The sequence below is a fragment of the Chromobacterium alticapitis genome (assembly GCF_002924365.1).
In the GTDB taxonomy this organism is placed as follows: domain Bacteria; phylum Pseudomonadota; class Gammaproteobacteria; order Burkholderiales; family Chromobacteriaceae; genus Chromobacterium; species Chromobacterium alticapitis.
In genome coordinates this window covers 26,683-52,269 of sequence record NZ_PQWB01000073.1, presented here as the reverse complement: position 1 = coordinate 52,269, position 25,587 = coordinate 26,683, and the positions used below count along the sequence as shown (strand labels likewise).

General features: G+C 62.8%; 23 protein-coding genes and 2 tRNA genes. 6 read left to right on the top strand and 19 right to left on the bottom strand.

Annotated elements, in window-relative coordinates:
* Positions 1 to 31: 31 nt before the first annotated feature.
* Positions 32 to 436, bottom strand: coding sequence for an NUDIX domain-containing protein (locus C2I19_RS15545; RefSeq protein WP_199181209.1), 405 nt, complete (start codon positions 434 to 436; stop codon positions 32 to 34).
* Positions 437 to 508: 72 nt separating this feature from the next.
* On the opposite strand from C2I19_RS15545, the gene C2I19_RS15540 reads away from it, so the two are divergent.
* Positions 509 to 1,441: an isoaspartyl peptidase/L-asparaginase family protein gene (locus tag C2I19_RS15540; protein ID WP_103903587.1), complete on the top strand. Its 933-nt coding sequence runs from the start codon at positions 509 to 511 to the stop codon at positions 1,439 to 1,441.
* Here C2I19_RS15540 and C2I19_RS15535 read toward each other — a convergent pair.
* A complete protein-coding gene (locus C2I19_RS15535) occupies positions 1,438 to 2,493 on the bottom strand; it encodes an NAD(P)H-dependent flavin oxidoreductase (RefSeq protein ID WP_103903586.1) in 1,056 nt (351 codons plus the stop codon). The two genes, C2I19_RS15540 and C2I19_RS15535, sit on opposite strands and share 4 nt — an antisense overlap.
* Before the next feature lie 46 nt (positions 2,494 to 2,539).
* On the bottom strand, positions 2,540 to 3,685 hold the full coding sequence (locus tag C2I19_RS15530) for a trans-sulfuration enzyme family protein (RefSeq protein ID WP_103903585.1): 1,146 nt from the start codon (positions 3,683 to 3,685) through the stop codon (positions 2,540 to 2,542).
* A 232-nt stretch (positions 3,686 to 3,917) separates the two neighbouring features.
* Here C2I19_RS15530 and C2I19_RS15525 point away from each other — a divergent pair, with 232 nt between their 5' ends.
* Complete coding sequence (locus C2I19_RS15525) at positions 3,918 to 5,681, top strand: AMP-dependent synthetase/ligase (RefSeq protein ID WP_103903584.1); 1,764 nt, start codon at positions 3,918 to 3,920, stop codon at positions 5,679 to 5,681.
* A gap of 212 nt (positions 5,682 to 5,893) precedes the next feature.
* On the opposite strand, the gene C2I19_RS15520 is transcribed toward C2I19_RS15525, so the two are convergent.
* From C2I19_RS15520 to C2I19_RS15480, 9 genes are all read right to left on the bottom strand, one after another.
* Complete coding sequence (locus C2I19_RS15520) at positions 5,894 to 6,862, bottom strand: GumC domain-containing protein (protein ID WP_103903583.1); 969 nt, start codon at positions 6,860 to 6,862, stop codon at positions 5,894 to 5,896.
* Between the two features lie 229 nt (positions 6,863 to 7,091).
* Positions 7,092 to 8,183: a redox-regulated ATPase YchF gene (ychF, locus tag C2I19_RS15515; RefSeq protein WP_103903582.1), complete on the bottom strand. Its 1,092-nt coding sequence runs from the start codon at positions 8,181 to 8,183 to the stop codon at positions 7,092 to 7,094.
* Positions 8,184 to 8,251: 68 nt separating this feature from the next.
* Positions 8,252 to 8,833: an aminoacyl-tRNA hydrolase gene (gene pth / locus C2I19_RS15510; protein WP_103903581.1), complete on the bottom strand. Its 582-nt coding sequence runs from the start codon at positions 8,831 to 8,833 to the stop codon at positions 8,252 to 8,254.
* Positions 8,834 to 8,926: 93 nt separating this feature from the next.
* The gene (rplY, locus tag C2I19_RS15505; protein ID WP_103903580.1) at positions 8,927 to 9,214 is read right to left on the bottom strand and encodes a 50S ribosomal protein L25; all 288 of its coding nucleotides are present in this window, start codon (positions 9,212 to 9,214) and stop codon (positions 8,927 to 8,929) included.
* Positions 9,215 to 9,274: 60 nt separating this feature from the next.
* The gene (locus C2I19_RS15500) at positions 9,275 to 10,258 is read right to left on the bottom strand and encodes a ribose-phosphate pyrophosphokinase (RefSeq protein WP_011137605.1); all 984 of its coding nucleotides are present in this window, start codon (positions 10,256 to 10,258) and stop codon (positions 9,275 to 9,277) included.
* Positions 10,259 to 10,347: 89 nt separating this feature from the next.
* Positions 10,348 to 10,422, bottom strand: a tRNA-Gln gene (locus tag C2I19_RS15495).
* Between the two features lie 6 nt (positions 10,423 to 10,428).
* Positions 10,429 to 11,283, bottom strand: a complete 855-nt coding sequence (gene ispE, locus C2I19_RS15490) for a 4-(cytidine 5'-diphospho)-2-C-methyl-D-erythritol kinase (protein ID WP_103903579.1) — start codon at positions 11,281 to 11,283, stop codon at positions 10,429 to 10,431.
* Positions 11,284 to 11,337: 54 nt separating this feature from the next.
* A complete protein-coding gene (lolB, locus tag C2I19_RS15485; RefSeq protein ID WP_103903578.1) occupies positions 11,338 to 11,880 on the bottom strand; it encodes a lipoprotein insertase outer membrane protein LolB in 543 nt (180 codons plus the stop codon).
* Positions 11,877 to 13,634: a tetratricopeptide repeat protein gene (locus C2I19_RS15480; RefSeq protein WP_233201217.1), complete on the bottom strand. Its 1,758-nt coding sequence runs from the start codon at positions 13,632 to 13,634 to the stop codon at positions 11,877 to 11,879. The genes lolB and C2I19_RS15480 overlap by 4 nt, the downstream gene beginning before the upstream one ends.
* 99 nt (positions 13,635 to 13,733) lie before the next feature.
* Between C2I19_RS15480 and mutM the strand changes: the two genes are divergently transcribed.
* Positions 13,734 to 14,546 carry a bifunctional DNA-formamidopyrimidine glycosylase/DNA-(apurinic or apyrimidinic site) lyase gene (gene mutM / locus C2I19_RS15475; protein ID WP_103903576.1) on the top strand — a complete coding sequence of 271 codons (813 nt, stop codon included), beginning with the start codon at positions 13,734 to 13,736 and terminating at the stop codon, positions 14,544 to 14,546.
* Positions 14,547 to 14,593: 47 nt separating this feature from the next.
* Entirely contained in the window at positions 14,594 to 15,415 is an 822-nt protein-coding gene (locus tag C2I19_RS15470; RefSeq protein ID WP_103903575.1) for a lysophospholipid acyltransferase family protein, read from the top strand.
* 7 nt (positions 15,416 to 15,422) lie between these two features.
* On the opposite strand, the gene C2I19_RS15465 is transcribed toward C2I19_RS15470, so the two are convergent.
* A complete protein-coding gene (locus C2I19_RS15465) occupies positions 15,423 to 16,256 on the bottom strand; it encodes a symmetrical bis(5'-nucleosyl)-tetraphosphatase (RefSeq protein WP_103903574.1) in 834 nt (277 codons plus the stop codon).
* 119 nt (positions 16,257 to 16,375) lie between these two features.
* Between C2I19_RS15465 and C2I19_RS15460 the strand changes: the two genes are divergently transcribed.
* Positions 16,376 to 18,400 carry a UvrD-helicase domain-containing protein gene (locus C2I19_RS15460; protein ID WP_103903573.1) on the top strand — a complete coding sequence of 675 codons (2,025 nt, stop codon included), beginning with the start codon at positions 16,376 to 16,378 and terminating at the stop codon, positions 18,398 to 18,400.
* Positions 18,401 to 18,660: 260 nt separating this feature from the next.
* Here the strand turns inward: C2I19_RS15460 and C2I19_RS15455 are convergent, their stop codons facing one another.
* Positions 18,661 to 19,272, bottom strand: a complete 612-nt coding sequence (locus C2I19_RS15455; RefSeq protein WP_233201216.1) for a c-type cytochrome — start codon at positions 19,270 to 19,272, stop codon at positions 18,661 to 18,663.
* 270 nt (positions 19,273 to 19,542) lie between these two features.
* On the opposite strand from C2I19_RS15455, the gene C2I19_RS15450 reads away from it, so the two are divergent.
* A tRNA-Arg gene (locus C2I19_RS15450) sits at positions 19,543 to 19,619 on the top strand.
* A gap of 333 nt (positions 19,620 to 19,952) precedes the next feature.
* Here C2I19_RS15450 and C2I19_RS15445 read toward each other — a convergent pair.
* From C2I19_RS15445 to C2I19_RS15425, 5 genes are all read right to left on the bottom strand, one after another.
* Entirely contained in the window at positions 19,953 to 21,815 is a 1,863-nt protein-coding gene (locus tag C2I19_RS15445; protein WP_103903571.1) for an ABC transporter ATP-binding protein, read from the bottom strand.
* 123 nt (positions 21,816 to 21,938) lie between these two features.
* On the bottom strand, positions 21,939 to 22,148 hold the full coding sequence (locus tag C2I19_RS15440; RefSeq protein ID WP_103903570.1) for a hypothetical protein: 210 nt from the start codon (positions 22,146 to 22,148) through the stop codon (positions 21,939 to 21,941).
* 293 nt (positions 22,149 to 22,441) lie between these two features.
* Positions 22,442 to 23,323, bottom strand: coding sequence for an NUDIX hydrolase (locus tag C2I19_RS15435; protein WP_103903569.1), 882 nt, complete (start codon positions 23,321 to 23,323; stop codon positions 22,442 to 22,444).
* 110 nt (positions 23,324 to 23,433) lie between these two features.
* Positions 23,434 to 25,131: an exodeoxyribonuclease V subunit alpha gene (gene recD, locus C2I19_RS15430; protein WP_103903568.1), complete on the bottom strand. Its 1,698-nt coding sequence runs from the start codon at positions 25,129 to 25,131 to the stop codon at positions 23,434 to 23,436.
* 86 nt (positions 25,132 to 25,217) lie between these two features.
* A partial coding sequence (locus tag C2I19_RS15425; RefSeq protein ID WP_199181208.1) for a transporter substrate-binding domain-containing protein occupies positions 25,218 to 25,587 on the bottom strand: 370 nt, incomplete at its 5' end.

The window sequence follows — 25,587 nt, the reverse complement described above, 5'->3', positions numbered from 1 at the left end:
CATTCCTATTGTTGAGTAATTTACTCAACAATTATGCGCCCGCCGCCCTCGCCTTGCCAAGCCACTGCGCCAGCTGCGGATGCAGGCGCTCGCGCGGCACCACGCGCATCTCCTCCAAAGCCAGGATCAGCAAAGCATCCACCTCCGGCCCCAGTTGCCAGCTCCCCGGCAATTCGCCCTGGAACAAGGCGCAGCGTTCGCCTTCCAGCGTCGCCTCGCCCAAGGGCCGCAAAGCCAATTCACTCACGCCCAGCTCCTCGGCCAATTCCCGTTGCGCCGCCTGAAGCGGCGACTCGTCCGGCTCGACTCCGCCGCCCGCGGCGAAATCCAGGCAACCTGGATGGCTGTCGTCGTCCCATGCGCGGCGCTGCCAAGCGTAGCGCTGGCCATCGCTCAACAGTATCAGTACGCTGGTGGCTTGATCCATGCCGCTCATCCCGCTCTCCATCGCAAAACTTCGATGCTATCATCATGCGGGCCGATTTCCATGCTGAACAGGAGATTTGCCATGACCATCGCCCTCGCCCTGCACGGCGGCGCCGGCACCTTGCGCCGCCAGGATATGAGCGTGGAACAGGAACGCGAATACCGCGTCGGACTGGAACGCGCGTTGGAGGCGGGACACGCCGTGCTGCGCGGCGGCGGCTCGGCGCTGGATGCCGTCTGCGCCTGCGTCTGCGCGCTGGAGGACGACCCGCTGTTCAATGCCGGACGCGGCTCGGTGTACAACCTGGATGGCAAGCAGGAAATGGAGGCTGCGGTAATGGACGGCAGCCGTCAGGACGCTGGAAGCGCCGTCGGACTCGCCTGCGTGCAAAACCCGGTGCTGCTGGCGCGAGCGGTGATGGAAGGCACGCCGCACGTGACCTTGGGCTACGCCGCGGCGGAAAACTTTGCCCGCAGCAGCGGCCTGGCCATGCAGCCGCCTGAATATTTCCATACCGACAAGCGCTGGCAGGCTTTGATATTGGAAAAGGAAAGGCTGGCCATGGGCGGCGCGGAAGAGGACATTCCGGAAGACCGCAAGCATGGCACCGTCGGCGCCGTGGCCTTGGACGCTCAGGGCCGGCTGGCTGCCGCCACCTCCACCGGGGGGCGCACCGCCAAATGGCCGGGCCGCATCGGCGACACGCCGGTCATAGGCGCCGGCACCTGGGCGGACGCTCACTGCGCGGTGTCGGCCACCGGCCACGGCGAATACTTTGTCCGCGCCGCTGCCGGCCATGAAATTTCCGCCCGCGTCCGCTATCTGGGCGAGACGCTGGAACAAGCGTGCGACGCCGTGGTGCGGGGGCAGCTGCTGACCATGGGCGGCACCGGCGGCGTGGCGGCGGTGGACCGTCATGGCAGGGTGGCTTTGCCTTTCAATTGCGAAGGCATGTACCGCGCGGCGATAGACGGCGAGGGGCGGCGACTGGTCGCCATTTACGCCGACGACTAACGATAGGCGGCCTGCCATTCCGCCAGCAGCTGCGCGATCAACTCGGCTACAGGCAGCTCCCGCGCCTCGGCCACGCCTTCGCCGCCCCACATCGACATCATGTCGGCGCGGCCGGCCTTGAGCGCGGCCGCCCGCAACGGGCCGGTCAGCGCATTGGTCACCGGATAGTCCGGCAGCCGCTCCTGGCAGCGCGCCATGTCTTCTATATAACGATTGGACAAGCCGCGCGCGTAGCGGCCGGAAAACGCGCGGGTCAGGCAGGTGTCGCCGGCCTTCGCCCTCGCCAGCGCCAGCTTCCACAGCTCGGGAATGCCCGACTCCGGGCAGCGCAGAAAAGCGGTGCCCAACTGGCAGGCCTGGGCGCCATGGCGCATGGCGGCGGCCATATCGCGGCCATTCATGATGCCGCCGGCCGCGATCACCGGCACGGGCAGGTTCTGCGCCAGTTCGTATACCAGCGACAACATGGGCCGCAGCGATTCCCGCTGCTCGCCGATAAAGGTGCCGCGATGGCCGCCGGCCTCCCGCCCCTGCGCGCACACCGCGTCTGCGCCCAGCTCCATCCAGGCCAGGCCCTCCGCCAGATTGGTGGCAGTGCCTATCACCAGGATGTCCGCCGCCCGCAACTCGGCCATCTGCTGCGCCGTCAGTATGCCGAAGGTGAAGCTGGCCGCCGCCGGCCGCAGCTCGATCAGCGCCTGCAACTGCTCGTCGAAAGGCTGGCAGTAGCGCCCCGGCGCGGTCGGCGGCTTCAAGCCCAGCTCTGCGTGCCAGGGGCGCAAGCTCTCCAGCGCCTCGCGCAAGACTGCCGCGTCCGGCGCGGGATCATCCAGTACGAATAAATTGATGCCGAAGGGCTGGCTAGTGCGCGCGCGGATGCGCGCCGCGTCCTCGCGGATTTGCTCCGGCGACAGCATCGCCGCACCCAAAAATCCCAGCGCGCCAGCCTCACAAACCGCCGACACCAGTTGCGGCGTAGTCGCGCCGCCGGCCATCGGCGCCTGTATCACCGGCAGTTTCAACTGCAATCGTTGCCACAATGCCGCCGGCATGGCTTTCTCCTTGAAGTGTTGAAAAACACAGCGCCATTCACCTGCCTCAATCGCGCAACGCTTGCTCCAGATCGGCCAGAATGTCGTCTATGTCCTCTATGCCTATGGATAGACGCAGCACGCCTTCTTCTATGCCCAATTCAACCTTGCGTTCCGCCGGCATGCCGCCATGCGACATGGTATAGCTGTGGTTGACCAGAGACTCCACGCCGCCCAGCGACTCCGCCAGCGCGAACAGTCTCAGCCGCTGCGCGAAGCGGCTGGCCGCATCGCGGCTGTTTTCGCGCAGCCTGATGGTGACGATGCCGCCGAAGCGCTTCATCTGCCGTTTGGCCAGCTCATGGTCCGGATGCGTTTCCAGACCCGGGTAGCACACCTGCGCCACGGCGGCATGGCCATCCAGATAGGCCGCCACGCGCTCGGCGTTGTCGCAATGTCGCTCCATGCGCAAGGCCAGCGTCTTGATGCCGCGCAGCGTCAGGAAGCAATCCTGCGGTCCCGGCACGGCGCCGGCGGCGTTCTGCACGAAACGGATGTCTTGGTACAGCTTGTCGTCGCTGACCGCCGCCAAGCCCAGCAGCACGTCCGAATGACCGCCCAGATACTTGGTGGCCGAATGCACGACGATGTCGGCGCCCTGCGTCAGCGGACGCTGCAGATACGGCGTGGCGAAAGTATTATCCACCGCCACTTTTACACCATGACGATGCGCGATCGCCGACAGCGCCGCGATATCGACCAGGCCCAGCAGCGGATTGGTGGGAGACTCCAGCCACAGCAAGCGGGTGGCCGGCGTGATGGCCGCTTCCAGCCGCGCCGGCTCGGACAAGTCGAGGAAAATCACCCGGATGCCGGCCGGCTCCATCACCTGGGTCAGCAGGCGATAGGCGCCGCCATAAAGATTAGCCACGGCGAGCACCTCGTCGCCAGGCTTGAGGCAGGCGCGCAGCACCGCGTCTATCGCCGCCATGCCGCTGGAAAAAGCCAGGCCGTGGCGCGCCTCCTCCAGGCTGGCCAGGCAGTCCTCCAGCGCGCTGCGAGTGGGGTTGCCGCTGCGGGCGTAGACAAAGGGCATGGCCTCGCCGACATGATCGTAGGCGAAGGCTGAAGTCTGATACAGCGGCGGCATCACCGCACGGTTATGGTCGGCGTTATCGTAGCCCACATGAATGGCGCGAGTGGCGAATTTCACAAAATCTCCTCAAAATCATCGACTTGGCAAAGTCGTCCAACAATCAAACCAAAATCCTGCGCAAATCATGCATTCGCCATGACCGCTTCATCAAGGATTCATCATTTCAACGCAATTGCGAACAAATCTCGGCAACTTGCTCTGATTTTCGCCAACTCTGCGTGGATTTTTACTTTACAGCGAATGGCTTTAGGGCTATTTTGCAGCGTTTCGCATTAAAACCATCGTTTGCATGAAGCTAGAACGCGTATTTGACATCCTGTCCCACCAACTGACCCATCATCCCCGTCCGGACTGCCTGGCGGCGAAATCCGGCAAGGCCTGGCGGCAACTGTCGACGTCTGAAGTCTGGGACACCGTCAACCGCGTCAGCCTGGGTCTGATGGAGATGGGCATCCAGCGCGGCGACAAAGTCGCCATCGCCGCCGACAACAGCATCGAATGGGTGTTGGTGGACATCGCGCTGCAACAAATCGGCGCGGTCAGCGTGCCGCTGTACCCTACCATCACCCTTGATGATGCACGCTATATCCTGACGCACGCCGAGGTCAAGCTGGCCTTCGCCGGCAGTGCTGCATTGCAGCGAAAATTGCACGAGGCGCTGGGCAAGCTGTCCTGCCCGATCTACGGCCTGGCCGACATCGACGGCACGCCGTCCTGGCGCGAGATCGCCGAGCGCGCGCGGCTGGAACGGATGGGCGAACTGGACGCGCTGCGCGATGCCGCGCGCGCCGACGACGTATACACCATCATCTACACCTCCGGCACCACCGGCCGCTCCAAAGGCGTGATGCTGAGCCACCGCAATGTGCTGAGCACCGTGGTGGCCACCGCGGCCTTCACCGGTCTGCCGCAGGGCCGCTGCCGCGCGCTGAGTTTCCTGCCGTTGTCGCACATCTTCGAGCGCGCCGGCGTGTTCTACTACCTGTACAGCGGCACCGGCATCTATTTCTGCAGCGTGGAATGCCTGTCTTCCGCGCTGGCCGACGTCAAGCCGCACACCTTCAGCGCCGTTCCGCGCGTGCTGGAGAAAGTGCACGAGAAACTGGTTGGCAAGGCGCGCGACCTGACCGGCGCCAAGCGCCGCATCTATCAATGGGCCCTGGCCCGCGCCGAGGCATTCGAACCCAATCGCAAACAGTCTCCCATCGAAACGCTGAAGCACGCGCTGGCCGACAAGCTGGTCTATAGCAAGTGGCGCGCAGGCATGGGGGGCGAGCTGATTTCCATCAACGTCGGCTCCGCCGCGTTGCAGCCGCGGCTGGCGCGCATGTTCTGGGCCGCCGGCGTCGCCGTGGCCGAGGGCTACGGCATGACCGAGAGTTCCCCGGTCATCTCCGCCAACCCCTTCACGGCGCGCGGCGTGCGCATCGGCAGCGTGGGTCTGCCGCTCCCCGGCGTGGAAGTGCGCCTGGCCGACGACGGCGAGATCCTGGTGCGCGGCGACAATGTGATGTCCGGCTATTACAAAGAGCCGGAACAGACCGCCGAGGCCTTGCAAGAAGGCTGGCTGCACACCGGAGACATCGGCGTGCTGGAAAACGGCTATCTGCGCATCACCGACCGCAAGAAGGAAATGTTCAAGACCAGCAACGGCAAGTACATCGCGCCGCAAGCGCTGGAGAACAAGCTGAAGGAATCGGCCTTCATAGACCAGATCATGGTGGTGGGCGACGGCCAGAAGTACGCCGCCGCGCTGATCGTGCCGCTGTTCGAGAAGCTTAAGGAATGGTGCGCCGAACACGGCATCGCCTACACCACCGACTGCGAGATGAGCCGCCACCCCAAGATCGTCGAGCTGATAGAGCGCGAAGTGAAACGTTTCAACCGCTGCTTCGGCAACTGGGAACACATCAAGAAGTTCTCCCTGCTGGACAAGCCTTGGTGCGTGGACGCCGGCGAGTTGGCGCCGACCTTGAAGCTGCGCCGCAAGGTCATCACCGAACGCTGCCGCAGCATGATCGAGGGCATGTACGGCATGCCGGAGCCTGCATAAAAGACAATGCCCCGCCAAAGCGGGGCTTGTTTATTTCGGGATGGGCCCATGCGCGCCATATGCTGCATGCCAAACCGGCGCGCAGCAACAGACAAGCTGCCGCGCCCTGCGACTCCAGCCGCGGCCGACTACATCCAATCAGCTGTCAGCCGCCCAGGCCGCTCGGCGGCAATGCGTTTGAACGCCGCCTCACGCCCGCCGCCCCGCCCCCATCACTTCCGGTAGGCAAGCCACTGATCGCGCAAGAGTCCAAAACCCATCACGACAAGCAGGCTGCTCAATACCGTCAACATCACAATCTGTACGCGCTTGGGACCTGATTTTTCCAGCGGAATCGTAGCCGGCAACACGACTTGCACATCCTGCTCGGCCAATACTCTGGACACCATGATCTGCTTCTGCAACTCATTCACCAGGGCGCTATCGAAATAGTACTCGCGCAGAGCGACAAGCTGCTCGTTCGAAAGTCGATGAACTTGCGGACTGATTCGTTCCTGCTCTGCTCGCAGTTGCAAAATCACGGATTGCAGATTGGTCATGGCCTCGCCGCTCTTCGCTCCCTCCTGCAAAGACATCTGTGCATCCAGTCCCGCAAAGCCGCGCAACAGCTGCGCAACCCGGCTGCTCAAAACCTCATTCTGGTCTGGAATCAGGTTACTGACCATTCTGCTGGATTTTCTCAATTGCTCTTGCGAAACATACAAGCGCTGCTGCAAAGCACTCAAGCGCTTGCTCTGCTCTGTGATATGGCTGTCCAGCATTTGCTGTCGCGCCGCGCTTGTCAAAAAGTTGGCCAGCGCCGCTGCCCGTGCTGGATCCGTGTCGGTCACCATCACATCCAGCAGGCCCTCCTTGGTTGGATTCGCCTTAACCGCGTACAACAACGCCAGCATCGCGTCCTTACGCGTTTCCACCTGATAAAGCGTGATCAAGTCGAACTTGTCCACAGCCTTGCCCAAATTCTGCCCATCCAGCAGAATGCTTGCCCCGCCCGCCGCGCCTATCGGACTGGGAATCATCATGAGCGATCGCGCCGCATATTGGTTTGGCAACTTCCAACACACTCCAACCGCGATAACAGAGCATATGGCCGGTACGACCATGAACAATCGCCAATACCTGCGGACAAACAACAACGCATCCCGCAAGCTCAGCTCATCCGGAGTGGATATACGATCCAAATCACAATCTCCTTTTACTCCCAAACCTGCATCAACTACCACCAATCGCTGCCGGCAACAGGATAATGCCAAACCTCTCAATGCAATAGCTGCCAATCGCAAGCGCCATTGCAGCGCCTGCGAATGTAGTGCGCCAACCAATGCGCGTAAAGGAAGTTATTCACGCCGCAGCCCTGCAGCGTTTCTCTATCATGAGCCAGCTGATCCACGCGCGCTGCCGTCATGCCATTTAGACGTTGAACAAGAAGTTCATCACATCGCCATCCTGCACGACATAATCCTTGCCTTCCGCCCGCATTTTCCCGGCCTCCTTGGCCTTGGCTTCGCCACCCAAAGCGATGAAGTCTGCATAGGAGATGGTTTGGGCGCGAATGAAGCCGCGCTCGAAGTCGGTATGGATCACGCCGGCCGCTTGCGGCGCGGTGTCGCCTACGTGGATGGTCCAGGCGCGCACTTCTTTCACGCCTGCGGTGAAGTAGGTTTGCAGACCCAGGAGCTTGTAGCCGGCGCGGATCAGCCGGTCCAAGCCCGGCTCTTCCAGACCCAGCGTTTCCAGGAACTCGACCTTGTCGGCGTCTTCCAGCTCGGCGATCTCGGACTCGATGGCCGCGCACAGCGCAACGACCGGCGCGCCTTCGCGGGCGGCGTATTCTTCCACCTTGGCCAGCAGCGGGTTGTTGCTGAAACCGTCTTCCGCCACGTTGGCCACGTACATGGCAGGCTTGATGGTCAACAAGCACAACGGCTTGATCAGCGCCTTGTCTTCATCGGACAGGCCCAGCGAACGCGCCGGTTTGCCTTCGTTCAGGTGAGGCACCAGCTGTTCCAGCACGGCGATCAGCGCGCGCGCGTCCTTATCGCCGGCCTTGGCCTTCTTGCCTTCGCGAGATATGGCTTTCTCCACCGCGGACAGGTCGGCCAGCGCCAGTTCGGTCAGGATGGTTTCGATATCGGCGATCGGATCCACCTTGCCAGCCACGTGCACGATGTTGTCGTCGTCAAAGCAGCGCACCACGTTGACGATGGCGTCGGTTTCGCGGATGTTGGCCAGGAACTGGTTGCCCAGGCCTTCGCCCTTGGACGCGCCCGCCACCAGGCCGGCGATGTCGACGAACTCGACGATGGCCGGCTGGATCTTTTGCGGATTGATGATCTTGGCCAACTCGCTCAGGCGATGGTCCGGCACTTCCACGATGCCGACATTGGGCTCGATGGTGCAGAACGGATAGTTGGCGGCCTCAATGCCGGCCTTGGTCAGGGCGTTGAACAGGGTGGACTTGCCGACATTGGGCAAGCCGACGATACCGCATTTCAAACTCATGGCTGTTTTCCTAAATTTTCTTGATTCAATCCATTATGGCGGCAGCCCGGCAAGGCGTCAGCCTGTATTCACTTCGCGTCGGTGTGCAGCGTCTTCATCGCCTCGGCCATCTTGCCGGCGATGGCGCGCGGCAGCTCGCGCAGAGAGGCCTGAATGGCCTCGTCCAGCGCCTGCTGCTCCTCGGCGCGCGGCCTCTTCAACACGAAGTTCGCCACTTCCTTCTTGTCGCCGGGATGGCCTATGCCCAAACGCAGCCGCCAGAAGGCAGGCGAACTCAGCCGAGAGGCGATGTCCTTCAAGCCGTTGTGGCCGCCATGGCCGCCGCCCTGCTTGAAGCGGGCGACGCCGGGCGCCAGGTCCAGCTCGTCGTGCACCACCAGGATTTCATCCGGCAGAATCTTGTAAAAATGCGCCAGCGCCAACACGGCCTGGCCTGACAGGTTCATATACGTCATGGGCTTCAGCAGCCAGACGTCCTGCCCTTCTATGCTCACTCGCACCACGTCACCGTGGAACTTGCCCTCGTTGCGCCAGCTTCCCTTGAACTGCCAGCACAGTTCGTCCACCAGCCAGAAACCGGCATTGTGGCGCGTCTTTTCGTAATCCGGGCCGGGGTTGCCCAGGCCCACTATCAGGCGAATACCGGACATGTTTTACATTCCAAATGAAAAAAGCTCGCTGCCCGCCGCATGGGCGCACAACGAGCTCTTCACCGTCACCCGCGCGGGCGACGGCAGCAGTGATTACACACGAGCGAAGTCGATGTGCAGCACTTGCTGTTTGTACGGGTGCATCTGGAACGCGGCAACCTTAACCTGTTCCTTCTGACCGTCGATCACCAGTTCCAGCACGGAGGTGTGAAAGTCGGCGTGCTTGACGGAGTGGTACAGGGTGTTGTGGTCCAGCTCCAGGGAAACAGCGTCCTTGCCAGCGCCGTAAACCACGGCCGGCACTTTGCCAGCGTGACGCAGGCGGCGGCTCGCACCCGTACCCAGATCAGCACGCTTGGCAGCAATCAGTTCGTAAGACATGTCAAAACTCCAGTTTTCAGATTAAAAGCACCCGGCCGCCGCGACCAGCGGGCCAGATGTTTACGGCAGGCAAGCGCCCGTCGCAACCAGTTCCTCGTTGAAGAGGTAAGACACCGATTCTTCGTTGTTGATCCTGCGCAGCGTCTCGGCCAGCAGGCCGGCGATCGAGGCCACCCGGATATTCGGGCAGGCCTTGGCCGCGGCGGTCAACGGGATGGTGTCGGTCACCACCACCATGTCGATGTCTGAATTCTTGATGCGGTCCACGGCCTGTCCGGAGAAGATGGCGTGGGTCGCGTAAGCCAGCACGCGCTCGGCGCCGCGCTCCTTCAGAGCGCTGGCCGCCTTGCACAGGGTGTTGGCGGTGTCGATCATGTCGTCGACGATCAGGCAGGTGCGGCCCGACACGTCGCCGATGATGTTCATCACTTCGGCCACGTTGGCCTTCGGACGACGTTTGTCGATGATAGCCAGGTCCGTATTCAACGCTTTGGCCACCGCGCGGGCGCGCACTACGCCGCCCACGTCCGGGCTGACCACGATCAGGTCATCGAAACGCTGGGCGCGGATGTCCTTCAGCAACACCGGGGTGGCGTAAACATTGTCCACCGGGATGTCGAAGAAGCCTTGGATCTGGTCGGCGTGCAGGTCGACGGTCAGCACGCGGTCGATGCCGGCGCTGGTCAGCATATTGGCCACCAGCTTGGCCGAGATCGGCACACGTGCGGAACGCGGACGGCGGTCCTGGCGGGCATAGCCGAAATACGGAATCGCCGCAGTGATCCGACCGGCGGAGGCGCGCTTGAGCGCGTCGGCCATGGTCAGGATTTCCATCAGGTTGTCGTTGGTCGGGGCACAGGTCGATTGCAGGATGAAAACGTCGCGACCGCGCACGTTTTCCAGCAACTCCACCGCCACCTCGCCGTCGCTGAACTTGCCGACATCGGCACGTCCCAACGAGATATCCAAATGTTTGACTACGTTCTGAGCAAGTTCCGGATTAGCCGTACCGGTAAATACCATCAAACTGTCGTATGCCGCCATGATTCGCTTTGCCTTAGCTGGATAAAGAAAAAGCGTGTAAGAGAGCCTTACACGCTTTTTTCATGCTCTCTCTTATTGGGAGAAAGTCCTGGCTGGGGAGGTAGGGATCGAACCTACGAATGCCGGAATCAAAATCCGGTGCCTTACCACTTGGCGACTCCCCAATAACCTTATTCAGCGCTGTCGAACAGGGGGTGGACATCCAGTCCTTCCGCAACAAAACCCTGATGCTTTTTCGACAACACTCGGTAAACTTTATCGGCTTCGTCTTTCGACTCGAACTCCAGGAAAACACATGCCCCGGATCCGGTCATCAGCGGCGAACCATATTTTCTCAGTTCGCTCAGTACTTCATTCACCGCTGGAAACATCTTCGTCACAACGTCTTGCAGATCATTTCTGCGCTGCTGCGTTGTTTCGAGGATTCGCATTATGCCGACGCGACCAAACTCTGTCAACCGGGTTCCCTGGAAATTTCGGAATATCGCCGCGGTAGGCACATGAACCTGTGGGTGAATTACCAAATACCAGGCCGGCCTCAGCGCAATCGGCTCCAATACCTCACCGACTCCGGTGGCCAGCGCATTTCGGCCGAAGATAAATACCGGCACGTCGGCGCCCAAACGCAAACCCAGCTCCTGCAACCGTTCGCGCGGCCAGTTCAGCCGCCACAGCCGGTTCAGACCGATCAGCACGCTGGCCGCGTCGGAGCTGCCGCCGCCCAATCCGCCCCCCATGGGCGTGCGTTTCTCCAGCCGTATGCTGGCGCCCATCGCGCAGCCGCTTTCCTGCTGCAGCAACCGCGCCGCGCGCACAGTCAGGTCGGTTTCCGGCGGCACGCCCTCGGTCGGCGTCAACAACTCGACAACACCGTCATCTCGCACCGCCAGTTGCAGCGTATCGCCGAAATCAATGAAGCGGAACACCGTCTCCAACAGGTGGTAGCCATCCGGCCGCTTGCCCACCACATGCAATAAGAGGTTGAGCTTGGCCGGGGCGGGAAAGGAATGGAACGCGTGCTGCATATCGACTCTATATAAACGTTTGCGTCTTGGAAAATGTGAAATGGCGGCGCCAGTTTACTGCCAGCTCTGCACGACCACTTTGACGGTCAAACCTTCGCGCTGCATTTCCACGCGCTTGGGATGGCCGGCGTCGCCATCGGCGTCTCGCACAAAGCGAATACGCCAGCCTTGCTGCTCCAGGCTGCCGTCTTCAGCGGCATGGCTGGGCAAGCCAGGCGCCGGCAGGCCGCGTATCCACCAGGCCAGATTGGACAGCGGCAGCGGCCAGCCCATGACTTGCTGGGTGAGGCTTTCCACATCGTCAGCCTGCCAACGCTTGCCGTCGGCCAGCAGAGTGACGCCGTCGCCGTCGCGCAGCACCTTGGCCACGGTATTGCCCAGCGGCGAGTTGATCGCCACCTCGTCGCACGGCGGCTGGTGCCGCCAGTCGAAATTGGCGACATGCCCCTTGCCGTCCAGGCTGGCCGACAGGCGGCCGCTGGCGGTGAACGGGGCATCGACTGGGGTGGAAGCGGAAGCCGGCGCGCGGAACGGCACCTCCCGCGTGGCGCAGGCGCTCAGCAACACCGCCAGCGCGGCGCAGGCCAGCAGTCTCACTGCTTGGCCCCCAGCCGCCGCATCGTCTCCAGTATCACCTCATGGCCCGGATGCGCCGCCAGCTCTTTGTCCCACAAGGACATCGCCTGTTCGCGCAGGCCCTGCCTCCACAACACCTCGCCCAGGTGGGCCGCCACCTCCGGGTCCGGCATCGCGCCATAGGCTTTCTCCAGATACTTGCGCGCCGTCTCCAGCTTGCCCTGCTTGAACGACACCCAGCCCATGCTGTCCTGGATCACCGGATTCTCCGGTTCGGCCTTCAGCGCCTTGTCGATATAGCCGTAGGCTTCTCGGTAACGCGTGGTGCGGTTGGCCAGGGTGTAGCCCAGCGCGTTCAAGGCCTGCACATCGTCCGGCTTGTCCTTCAGGATGGCGCGCAGATCGCGCTCGGCATTGCCGACATTGCCCATTACGTCGGACACCAGCGAACGCTCGTACAATAGCTCGCTGGCGCGCGGCTGCCGGCTCAGCGCCTTGCTAAGCAGGGCATAGGCGCGCTGCGGCTGCTTGGCCTCGCGCGCCAATTGGGACTGCAACAGGACGACCGACACTTTTTCCTGGTCGGTGCCGCCAAGCGGCTCAAGCCGGCTCAGCGCCTCCGTCAACTTGCCCTCGCCCGCTTCCAGCATGGCCAGCCGCGACTGCGCCGGCAAATACTGCTGTCCCGGCCCGACCTGGCCATACCACTCTTCGGCGCGAGCCTTCTCATGCTCGTCCTCCGCGATTTGGCCCAGCGTATAGCGGACGAAATCGGCCTCCTGATACTGCTGTCGCAGCGCGCGCTGCAGCCTTTCGTCCGCGGTTTGCAAATCGCGCATCTGATAGGCCAAGAGGCCCGTCGCGTACAGCAGGTCCGGATTGTCCGGATGATCTTTCAGCAATTCCTCGAAAGCCGTCCGCGCCTCGGGAAAACGCTTGGCGCCGACCAGCAGCCGAGGATAGGCGATCCGCAGTTCCAGACTGGCCTGCGGCCGCCGCGCCAGCTCCCGCTGCAAAAAGGCTGTCGCCGCGTTCATGTCTTTGCGCCGCAGCCTGTCCACCTGCCAAGCGACCGGCAAATCCCATTGCGGCGCGATCTGCGCCAGTCGGTCCAGCTCCCGGTCTACCGCGGCCTGATCGCCATTGTCGGCCGCGGCCGCCAGCACCGCGAAGCGGGCCTCCGGCAAATTGGGATAAGCGGCCGCCAGTTCCGCCACCATTTTATAGGCGTCGGCGGAGCCGCCCTCGGCACGAGAGCTCAAGCGCGCCAACTGCACGAAAATCGCCTGCGCCCTCGCGGGCTCGCGGCGCAGCAGCTCTTCGATCAGCGGCTTGCTTTCCGCCAGCTTGCCGCTGCGCATCAGCGTAATGAACAACTGCTCGCGCGCCGGCAGCGACTCGGGGTCCAGCTCTATCCACAAGCGCAGCGCGTCGCTCGCCTCTTTCAACTGTCCCGACAACAGGCAGAATTCGGCCGCGCGGCGGGCCATGCGCGGATCGCGGGTTTGCCTGGCCAGATCCAGATAGGTCAGGCCCGCCGGACCGGCCGCGCCGCGTTGCGCGGCGATCTCCCCGGCCAGCACGCCATAGAGGATTTCCGGCGTCAGCGCCACATCGGGCAGCTTGGCCTCTTCCTGCGGCGCCGTTTCATTGGACTTGCCGCTCTCGGCCGCGCTGGGCTGCGCGGGAACCGGCGGAGCGATAGGCTTGGTGCTGGCGCATGCGGCCAGCGACAAGGCCAGCAGCAAGGGTAAGGTTCGTTTCAGCGGTTTCATTCGCATTGGAGTCAAGTTGCCTGCTCAAAGCCTGTTGAACGCGTAGAATAGCATGTCCGGTTTTCCTGTTCGCGCCATTTACCGAATCGCATTTTCACCATGCCAGAACTGCCAGAAGTCGAAACTACCCGCCGCGGCGTCGCGCCGCACCTGGAAGGCCGCACCCTGCGAGGCGCCATCGTGCGCAACGCCAGCCTGCGCTGGCCGGTGCCGCCCGACTTGTCCGCACGCCTCGCCGGAGAAAAGGTGTTGGCCGTGCGCCGCCGCGCCAAATATCTGCTGCTGGAGTGCGAGAGCGGCACGCTGCTGATCCATCTGGGCATGTCCGGCAGCCTGCGGCTGATGCCGGCCGGCGCGCCGCCGCAAAAACACGACCACCTAGACCTGCAACTGGACGGCCAAGTGCTGCGCTATCGCGACCCCCGCCGCTTCGGCGCGGTGCTGTGGCATGTCGGGCCGATAGAGCTGCACCCGCTGCTGAAGGCGCTGGGGCCGGAGCCGCTGTCCGACGCTTTTGACGGCGCCGCGCTGTACGCGGCCACGCGCCGCAGAAATTGCGCTGTCAAATTGGCCATCATGGACAACCACGTGGTGGTCGGCGTCGGCAACATCTACGCCAATGAGTCGCTGTTTTACGCCGGCATGGCCCCGGACCGAGCCGCCAGCGCCTTGACGCTGCAGGAGTGCGAGCGACTGGCCGGCGAAATCAAGGCCGTCCTGAAGCGGGCGATAGACGCGGGCGGCAGCACCTTGCGTGATTTCGTCGACAGCGAGGGCAAGCCGGGCTACTTCCAGCAAAGCTATATGGTGTACGACCGCCACGAGGAGCCGTGCCGCCGCTGCGGCTCTCCCATACGCCATATTCGGCAAGGCCAGCGCAGCACTTACTATTGCCCGCTGTGCCAGCCGTGATAGAGTGGCGGCCTGTCATCGCAAAGTCTCGAAAACTTAAAGAAACCTTGAAGTCTACCGACACTACACCCATCGTCGCCCGCTTCGGCCGCGTATTGCGGCTGCTCGCCCATCTCGCCATCGGCGTTTTCATTGTCGCGACCCGCTATTCCCGGCTGGCCCAGGCCGAGCGCGCCGTGGTCACCCGCCGCTGGGCGCAGCAGGCGCTGAAGATAATGGGCGCCGTCGTCACCGTGCGCGGCATCAATCCCGGCTTCTACCCGCCCAATACGCTGCTGGTGGCCAACCATGTCTCCTGGCTGGACATCATCGCGCTGAACAGCTGCACCGTGTCGCGCTTCGTCGCCAAGCGCGAGATCCGCAAATGGCCGCTGATAGGTTGGCTGGCCTATGTGGCAGGCACGCTGTTCATAGACCGCGGCAACCGCCGCGACGCCAGCCGCGTCAACCAGATCCTGGCCGAGGCGATGCAGAACGGCGGCTGCATGGCGGTCTTCCCCGAATCCACCACGTCGGATGGCAGCGGCCTCCTGCCGTTCAAGGCTTCGCTGTTCGAAGCTGCTCTGCTGGCGGGCGGCACGGTCCAACCGGTATCGTTGCGCTATCAGCGGCCCGACGGCAGCCTGCTGCGCGAAGCGGCCTATATCGACGACATCTCGCTGCTGCAAAGCATGCGGCTGGTGCTGTCCGTGCCCAGGATTGAGATAGAGATTTGCTACGGGAAGCCGCTGAAGGCCGGCGATGCCGGTCTGGACAACCGCTTCCAACTGGCCGAGGAAGCCCGCCGCGAAGTGGCTCGCGGCCTGGGCCTGCAGTTGGAGGAGGCTCCCGCGCCGCAAGCCGCCCCCGCCGTGGAAACAGGCGCCTGAACCGCCGCTAGCGTCCCGCCGCCAACGCGATCTCGCGATAGGCCTGGCACGGCAGCGAAAACAGCTGCTTGTCGCCCAGGCGCAGCGCGGACAGACTGCCTCCCCACAGGCAACCGGAATCGATCGCCAGGATATCCTCATCCAGATGCACGCCCAGCGCCGACCAGTGGCCGCAAACAATGGGCGTGCCGCCATGGCGGCGATTCGGCGCCTCGAACCATGGCACCAGATTGGCCGGCGCGCCGTCCAGCTCGCCCTTATAGCTCAAGTCCAGCTCGCCGTCCCGCGTCAGGAAGCGCATGCGGGTCATGGCGTTGACGATCAGCCGCAGCCGGTCCGCCCCCTTCAAATCGTCGCTCCAGCGCGTGGGCTTGTTGCCGTACAGCCGGCCCAGAAACTCGCGGTGGCGGTTGCCGGACAGGCCGAACTCCACCTCCTCCGCCAGTCTGAGCGCTTTGGAAATCGTCCACTCCGGCAACAGGCCGGCGTGCACCATCGCGTAGCCCTGGCCCTCCAGCATCAGCGGCTGGCAGCGCAGCCAGTCCAGCAGCACCTTGCCGTCGGCCGCGTTCAGAATGTCTTCTATGGTGTCGTCTCGGTGCAGCTTGCCGAAGCCTTCCGATACCGCCAACAGATGCAGATCGTGATTGCCCAGCACCATCTCCACCTGATCCTGGTGCTGGAACACCCAGCGCAGCACGTCCAGCGACTGCGGGCCGCGATTGACCAGATCGCCGGTCAGCCACAAGGTGTCCTTGCCGGGATTGAAATCGATCATGCGCAGCAATTTCTGGAAGGGATCGAAACAGCCCTGGATGTCGCCGATTGCGTAGATGGCCATATGATTTCCTCATGATGCGGATCGGGTTTGGGATTCCATCCGCGATAAGCCATGATACCCCATGCTACAATGCACGGCCTCGATTACCGATTTGCTACGCCCGTCCGGGTCCTATCGCCATGTCCGCTCCCCTGCTCAATCCGCCGCAACGCGCGGCCATCCATTATCTAGACGGCCCCTTGCTGGTGCTGGCGGGCGCCGGCTCGGGCAAGACCCGCGTGATCACCTACAAGATCGCCCATCTGGTGCGCGAGGGCGGCATTCCGGCCCGGCACATCGCCGCCATCACCTTCACCAACAAGGCGGCGCGCGAAATGCTGGAGCGGGTGAGCAAGCTGATGACATCGGCTGAAATCCGCGGCATCACCGTCTCCACCTTCCACTCGCTCGGCATGCACATCCTGCGCCAGGAGGCGCCGCATCTGGGCTACAAGACCCAGTTCTCCATCCTGGACGCCTACGATGCCGGCAAGATCATCGCCGACATCCTGAACACCACCTCCAAGGATGAAATACGCAAGGTGCAGAGCCAGATATCCTTGTGGAAGAACGACCTGAAAACGCCGGACGACATGCTGCTGGCGGCCCAGGACCAGTGGGAAAGCATCTGCGCCAAGACGTATCTGGCCTATCAGGACACGCTGACCGCCTATCAGGCGATGGACTTCGACGACCTGATCCGACTGCCGGTACAGCTGTTCCGCACCCACCCGGAAGTGCTGCTCAAATGGCAGGGCAAGCTTCGCTACCTGCTGCTGGACGAATATCAGGACACCAATACCTGCCAGTACCAGATGGTGAAGCTGCTGGCCGGCGTGCGCGGCCTGTTTACGGCGGTGGGCGACGACGACCAGTCCATCTACGCCTGGCGCGGCGCCAATATGGAAAACCTGCGCCTGCTGCAGCAGGATTTCCCGCAGCTTAAGGTGATCAAGCTGGAGCAGAACTACCGCTCCACCGCGCGCATCCTGCGCGCCGCCAATAGCGTGATCTCCAATAATCCCAAGCTGTTCGAAAAGCAGTTATGGAGCGAGCTGGGCCTGGGCGAACCCATACACGTGGTGCAATGCAAGGACGAAGAGCACGAGGCGGAAACCGTGGTGCAAAAACTATTGGCCCACAAGTTCGAACACCGCACCGACTTCAAGGACTACGCCATCCTGTACCGCGGCAACTACCAGGCGCGCATTTTCGAGCAGGCGCTGCGCAACCAGCGCATCCCCTACCAGATGGCCGGCGGCCAGAGCTTCTTCGACAAGCCGGAGATCAAGGACCTGCTGGCCTATATGCGGCTGATCACCAATCCAGACGACGATCCCGCCTTCATCCGCGCGCTGACCACGCCCAAGCGCGGCGTCGGCGCCGGCACGCTGGAGAAGCTGGGCGCCTGGGCAGGCCAGTACGGCAAGAGCCTGTTCGCCGCCGCCCACGACGCAGGCCTGCGCGTGCAAATACAGCAGGCGCAGCTGGCGCCGCTGGAGCAGTTCTGCGAATTCATCAGCCAGCTGCAGTACCGCGCCACCCGCGAGCCAGCCGGCAAACTCGCGCTGGAGTTGCTGCAAGCCATAGGCTACGAAGCCTGGCTGTACGACAGCGAAGACAGCCCCAAGATAGCCGAGACCAAGTGGAAGAATCTGCTGAAAATGGTGGACTGGCTGTCGCGCAAGGGTGAGGCCGACGGCAAAAACCTGATCGAGCTGACACAGACCATCGCGCTGATCACCATGCTGGAAGGCCGCGATGAGGGCGAGGTGGACGCGGTGAAGATGTCCACGCTGCACGCGTCCAAAGGCCTGGAATACCCGCACGTGTTCTTGGTGGGCTGCGAGGAAGGCATCCTGCCGCACAGCGAATCGGTGGAAAACGGCATGGTGGAGGAAGAGCGGCGGCTGATGTACGTCGGCATCACCCGCGCTCAGCGCAGCCTGACGCTGAGCTATTGCGTCAAGCGCCGCCGCGCCGGCGAATGGCAATTCATCGAACCGTCGCGCTTCATCAGCGAGATCGACGGCGAAGACCTTCGCCATTTCGGCAAGCCCGGCGCCGAGCCGCTGGTCAGCAAGAGCGAAGGCAAATCCCGGCTGGCCAATCTGACAGCGATGCTGGCCGGCAAGGACAAATCCGGCGAAACGCCTCAAGGTTGAACAGACAAGAAAAATGGCGCCGCGAGGCGCCATAAAGAAGAATGAGGAACATCTCTGGGTGAAGCGAGGCTGGGGAACCTCACCTGACTGGCAGGCTTGACCGGCCTACTCGTCAATCAGATGTTCCTATCATGCCTGAAGCCGCCGCAGCCGCCACCTGTCCTTTTTAACTGGTCACATTCATTGACTTTTGGTGCAATGCGGTATAAATGAAAACGCCCCATGGACAAACCATAGGGCGTTTTTACCATATCTTCGAATTATTTTGAATTATTGACCATGTACTCGATGGCGGCGCGGAATTCCGCATCGCTGCCAGTATAGCCGCCCTTAGGCGGCATCGCGTTCAGCCCCTTGGTCGCGATCTTCACCACCTCGTCCATGCCGGGCTTCAAACGCGCTGCCCAGGCCGCCTTGTCGCCGAACTTGGGCGCGCCCGCTACGCCGGCGGCATGGCAAGCCACGCATACGCTTTCATAAATCTTCTTGCCGACCACTGCCGGATCCGCCGCAGCGACCGCGCCGCCCGCGCCGCCCACCGGCGGTTCGGTGAACTTGGCGCCGCCGGCATTGCCCATATAGGCCACCGCGCGCTTCACTTCATCATCGGTCAGGTCCGGGGAGCCGCCTTTGGCCGGCATCGCGTTGAAACCGTGCAAGGCGTGGTCCACCAGCATGTCCCACCCCTTGGCGATGCGCGGCGCCCATGATCCAGCGTCGCCGAACTTCGGCGATCCAGCCAGGCCGGTGCCGTGACAGGAAATACAGATCGCCTTGAATACCTGCTCGCCGGTGCGCATGCCCGGCGGCGCGTCGCTGGCTTTGGACTCGCCTGCCGGTTTCAGACGAGCCGCGATGGCTTCCTTGGTCATCACTTCCGCATCTACATTGAACCCACTTGTGGCAAGCTTGGCCAGGAGCCAAATCGCTACAACAAGAAAAACAACGATGCTGACCAGAACCTTTACGATCTGGCCGGGGGCCATTCCGTTCTCATTACTCATCCCAAGCCTCGTCTGAAAATAATGACAATTAAAACCGGCTAATTATAAGGTATGCCCATTGGGGTGGCAAAAAACCTTACTCTGGACTCGGAATAGATTCTTATTGTATGATGCTCTCCTTAAGTGGAAATGCACGTTGCACCCGTAGCTCAGTTGGATAGAGTGTCAGTTTCCGAAGCTGAAGGTCACAGGTTCGATCCCTGTCGGGTGCACCAATAAAATCAAGGGTTTGCAAGCTCCAGGCTGCAAGCCCTTTATTTTTTCGCCGCGCGCGAAGGATGGCTCCACGATGGACGCGCGCCGCTCATCCCATCCCCGCCGTCTGCAGACGAATCTTTTTTGCGCATCAAAGTTTGATATAGATCATCGGCCGTCGACTTTTTCAGGAAAATAAATGATGGCGTTCTGCAACAGCCATCCCTATTCGCCCGTCCGCCGAATCGCCAGCCTCTTTCCAACATCTTAGACCACGCGCGCGCTCATGACGCCGTCCCGGCGCAAAACGCGCGCCCGGCCAGCCGCGCATGGACTGGCTGGCCGAGCCGCGATCAGCCCATCAGCGAGGCGCTCTCCTGTTCGTCGCCGTCCTCTTCGCCAAGGAAGCCGCCGCTCTGATGCGCCCACAGCCTGGCATACAGACCGCCGCGCGCCAGCAGCTGCTGATGCGAACCCTCCTCCACCACCTGGCCTTTATCCAACACGATCAGCCTGTCCATCGCCGCGATGGTGGACAAGCGGTGGGCAATCGCCACCACGGTCTTGCCCTCCATCAAGCGATACAAGCTGCTCTGTATGGCCGCCTCCACCTCGGAGTCCAGCGCGCTGGTCGCTTCATCCAGCAACAGGATGGGCGCGTCTTTCAGCATGACGCGGGCGATGGCGATGCGCTGCCGCTGGCCGCCGGACAGTTTGACGCCGCGCTCGCCGACATGCGCGTCGTAGCCTCTTCGTCCCTTGGGATCGCTCAGGCCCTGGATGAAATCGTCAGCCTCGGCCTTGCGCGCCGCCTCCACCATCTCCGCATCGCCGGCATCCGGCCGCCCGTACAACAGGTTCTCGCGCACCGAGCGGTGCAGCAGCGAAGTATCCTGCGTCACCATGCCCACCCTGGCGCGCAGGCTGTCCTGCGTCACGCCTGCGATGTCCTGGCCATCGATCAGGATGCGTCCGCCGTCCAGGTCGTAAAAGCGCAGCAGCAAGTTGACGATGGTGGACTTGCCGGCGCCGGAACGCCCCACCAGGCCTATCTTCTCGCCGGGGCGTATCGTCAGATTCAGGCCGGCAATCACATTGCGCTCGCCGCCGTAGGAGAAGTCCACATTGTCGAAGCGGACCTCGCCGCGCGGCACCTCCAGCTTGGCTGCGTCCGGCTTGTCCACCACGGCGACCGAACGCGACAAGGTGGCGATGCCGTCCTGCACCGTGCCGATGTTCTCGAACAGGCTGGACATTTCCCACATGATCCAGTGAGAAATGCCGTTCAGCCGCAGCGCCATCGCAGTAGCGGCCGCCACCGCGCCGACATCCACCTTGCCTATGCTCCACAGCCACAGCACGGAGCCGGTGGCCAGCCCCACCAGCAGCATGCTGGTCAGCTGGTTGACGATCTCGAAGCCGCTGACCAGCCGCATCTGGCGATAGGCCGTGGACAGGAACTCCTGCATCGCGCCCTTGGCGAAACGCGCTTCGCGCTGGCCGTGCGAGAACAATTTGACCGTGGCGATATTGGTGTAGGCGTCGGTGATGCGGCCGGTCATCAGGCTGCGCGCGTCAGCTTGATGACTGGCGGCCTTGCCCAAGCGCGGCACGAAGAACCACAGCGTGGCGACGTACATGGCCAGCCAGCCGAAAAACGGAATCAGCAGCACCATGTCGAAATGACCCAGCACCGCGATCATGGTGACGAAGTAGATGACGACAAACACCAGGATGTCAGTGATGATCAGCACCGTGTCGCGCACCGCCAGCGCCGTTTGCATGACCTTGGCCGAAACCCGGCCGGCGAACTCGTCCTGATAAAAGCTCAGGCTCTGGCCCAGCAGGTGGCGATGGAAGTTCCAGCGCAGCCGCATCGGGAAATTGGAAAACAGGCCCTGGTATTTGCTCATCGCCTGCAACGCCACCAGCAACACGCTGCCCAGCAGAATGCAGGCCAGCAGCAACAAGTGGCCGCGCTCGCGCTGCCACAGCTGATCGACCGGCATCTTGGCCAGCCAGCTCACGATCGAGCCCATCATGGAAAACAGCAAGGCCTCGAAAGCGCCGATGCAGGCGGTCAGCAGCGTCATGAACAGGATAAGGCCGCGCATGCCCTGCGTGCAGAACCAGATAAAGGAGAAAAAGCCCTGGGGAGGTTGGGCGGGGGGCGCGTCCGGATAGGGGGAGACGCGGCGTTCGAACCAGCCAAACATAAAGATCGCTCCATTCTCCGCCGCCGGGGAGGCGATCGGACAAGGGGTTAAGGGAGCGATGACGTTAGCTTATCCCGCAACAGGATGCAACGGGAAAGTTGTAAAGCGCCCAAGCCCTTCGAACTAGTCGACGCGCTCCACCTTGATATAGACCTCTTCCAGCTTTTCCGACTTGCGGGTCTTCAAATCCACCTTGTGCACTTCGGCCCGGACATTGCCGCGATACACCTGCAGCATCAATTCCGCAGCCTGCCGCGCCTGCGCCTGGGTAGGATGCAACGGTCCCTTGTCGTCTATGCCGAAATGGGGAGAAATCAATTTTAACCGGTACATTTTATTTTCTGATAAAAATCGTGTTTTATCGTCTTTTTATACCGTATGAATTTATGTTTGGCAATAATAACATGAGTTTAATTGATGTCATGAGCTGACATCATGGATGCAATGCATAAAAATAAAGCCAGCAAATCCATGAAAAATAAAATAAATCTTTAATATTCACAGGAAATCACAAGTAATTCTTTTCCGAACAAATGAATAAAACGCATTCAAGAGCCGAAATGGGCAAGAAAAAACCCGGCCGCGCCGGGTTTCATCGTTTGTCCATCGCTCAAGCGGGTCCATCGCTAAACCGCAATGGCCACATCCTGTCCCAGAGCATGGCGGATGCCGGCCAACGCGGCTTCCATCTCGGCGCCAGCCTGGCGCCAGTAGCCCAGGCGGCACAGGCAATCGATACAAACCAGGGCCGCGTCTATCATGAAGCGCTCCGCCACCAGCAATTGTTCGACTTCGGCCAACGGCAACAGCAGATGCTCGGCCACTTCGCCGTCCTGACAGGACGGCTCCTGCCCCGGCGCCAGCCATAAATCATAGGCATAGAGCCATTCGCGATGCAGCCCGCGCGCTACCGGGCGCTGCGCCAGCAGCAGCGAGGCGGGCTGGAGCGGCTGCAGCATGGTGCGGTCTATGCCGGCCTCTTCCCATCCCTCGCGCTCCAGCGCCAGTTCCAAGGTCTCGCCGGCGGCCACGCCGCCGCCCACCAGATTGTCCATGCGATTCGGGTCCACCGCCTTGTGCGGGCTGCGGCGTCCCACCCACATGCGCGTCTCTCCGTCGGCCACGCGGCACAATCCATTGACGTGGACCGCGCGGCTGGTCAGGCCCAGGGGACGGAAAGCGGCTCGCTCCAGCTCGAAGAACGGCGCGCCGTCCTGACGGAAGGCGGTGAAATTCTCGTTGCGCCAGCCATTGAGCCAGCCGGCCTGCTGCCAGCGCCGGGCCGCCAGCGCCATGGCGTGGCTGATGCTGCGATAACTGCCGTCTACGCGGCAGGATATGCCCTGATAGGTCTCTTCGAACAATGCCGGCTCGTGCCCGAGCAGGCGCTCCTTCCACTGCGCGTTGACGCAGCCCATGCGCTCGCCGCCGATGAACAAAGGCGTGAACGGCTGAGCGTCGAAACGGCTGACCTTGCCCAGATAAGCCAGAACGGCATCCACCTGCATGACCACTCCCCCAGCATGTTTTCGGGAAGGCTGCATCTTAGGATGTCTACTGACGCTTGACCATTCTTCCGCGCACAATCATGCCAAGTGTTGCATTCCATCCATCAACTTCAGCGCAAACGATCCGCCAAGCCGGAATCCCGTTGCGGCGCGCGCGCCACGCCATCCAGCCAAGCCGCCTCGCTTCCGGTCACCGCGAAGCGGCTGCGCGCCCGGGTCACCGCGGTATACAGCAAGGCCCGGTTCAACAATGCGCCCGCTTGCTCCGGCAGTTGCAGCCATACTTCGTTGAACTCCGAGCCCTGGCTCTTGTGAACGGTCATCGCGAAAACCGTTTCGTGCGCGGGCAGCCTGGCTGGCGCAAACTCCCGCCAGCCGCCATCCTCCGCCGGGAACAACACCCGCAGGCCGTCGTCCCGCGGCAGCGCGAAGCCGATGTCGCCGTTGAACAGGCCCAGTCCGTAATCGTTCTCGCCTATCATCACCGGCCGGCCCGCGTACCAATCGCGCCCCGCCTGCTTGACGCCGTCTCGCTCCAGCCGCGCCTCGATGCGCCGGTTGCACTCGGCTACTTGTCGGCGCTCCGCCGCCAGCAACATGAAGGACGAGAACGCGCGCTGCGCTTCGTCGGCCGACGCCCCTGCCGCGATGGCGCGCAGATAACCGTCGCGCCGCTCCAGCAGCATGGCGTCCGACACCTCTCCCAACCATTCCGCGTCCTCCCGTGCCGGATCTCGCAGCACGTCCAGCGCCGCCTCGCCCTCGCCGGCGTTGATGCGCCGCGCCAGCTCGCCGATGCCGGAGTCCGCGCCGAAGCGGTGGCTGCGGGTCAGCAGGGCCACGCAATCGGTCAGCGCGCCGCCGTCCTCGCCGCGCGCGTCCGGCTCGCCGCCGCACACTCGATCCAGCCATTGCCGTGTGGATTCACGATACGCCACGCGCTCGCACAACTCGCCCAGCACCGCGCCGGCCTCCACCGACGACAACTGGTCGCGGTCGCCCAGCAAAATCAGTCGGGCCTGCGACGGCAAGGCCTCCGCCGTCCGCGCCATCAGCGAGAGGTCTATCATCGAGGCCTCGTCCACCACCAGCAGGTCCAGCGGCAAAGGGTTGCCGGCATGATGGCGCGGCTGCGCTCGGCCCGGCCGCAGGCCCAGCAGCCGATGCAGCGTCTCCGCCTTGGCCGGCAACTGCCGCCGCACCGCCTCCTCCACATCCAGCCGGTCTCTCGCCGAGCGTACCGACTCCGACAAGCGCGCCGCCGCCTTGCCGGTGGGCGCGGCCATCGCCATGACCAAAGGGCGCGGCGACAGCGCCGCTAGCAAGGCCAGCAGCCGCACCACGGTCGTGGTCTTGCCGGTGCCGGGGCCGCCCGAAATCACCATCAGCCGCTGCCGCGCCGCCAGCGCGGCTGCCATTTTCTGCCTGTCCGGCTCGCCGTCGCCGGCAGCGGGAAACAAACGCGTCAGCAGATCCGCCAGGCCGGCCTCATCGGGAGGCGGCAAGGGCTGCGCCAGGCTGACCAGCGCCGCCGCCAGCCGGTCTTCGTCATGCCAGTGACGGGCGAAGTACAAGCGACCGGCGCCGTCCAGTATCAGCGGGGCGTACTCGCCTGGCGCGCCGACAAGCGGGCTGCCGCGCAAGGACTTCAACTCGGAACGATGCGCCAGCGGCAGACAAACGTGGCCGGACTGGTTGGCATGGCTCAGTTCGCCTATCAGCGCCAGCAAAGTCTCGTCGATATCCGGCGACAGCCGCGAAAACAGCGCGGCAAGCTGAGCGGGCAGCTGCGGGGTCTGCAATTTCATTGTGGAATCCGGGAATGTTTCTTAAAACCTGCCCATGAGCGGCTCCGCGCCATCCTGGCGCGGCAAACCATCCTCAGAAAGCTAGTTTACGGCGCGCCGCCGCCGCGAAAGGCAAACAAGGGCTTCAGCTTGCCCTGGCTGTTCAGCGCCTGGATGGCCTGATTGAGTTTGGGCAGCAAATCGCGGCGCTGCGGATGCAGCCGCAGCATCACCGGCAGGCTGCCGGCCGACTCGGATGGCTGGCAGCGGCTGCCCTCCACCCTCTCGTTCCAATATTGGGCGCGGCCACGCTCAAGCGCCACCGCCTGCACCTGCCCGTGCCGCAGCTTGTCCAGCAACTCGTCCTCGTTGCTGGACACATCGCGCTTCAGGCGCCGGGTCTGGAAGGCCGGCTCCAGCAAGGGGTAGCGCAGGCCGGCCAGCGTGCCCACCGTCCAGCCTTTCATGTCGGCCAGC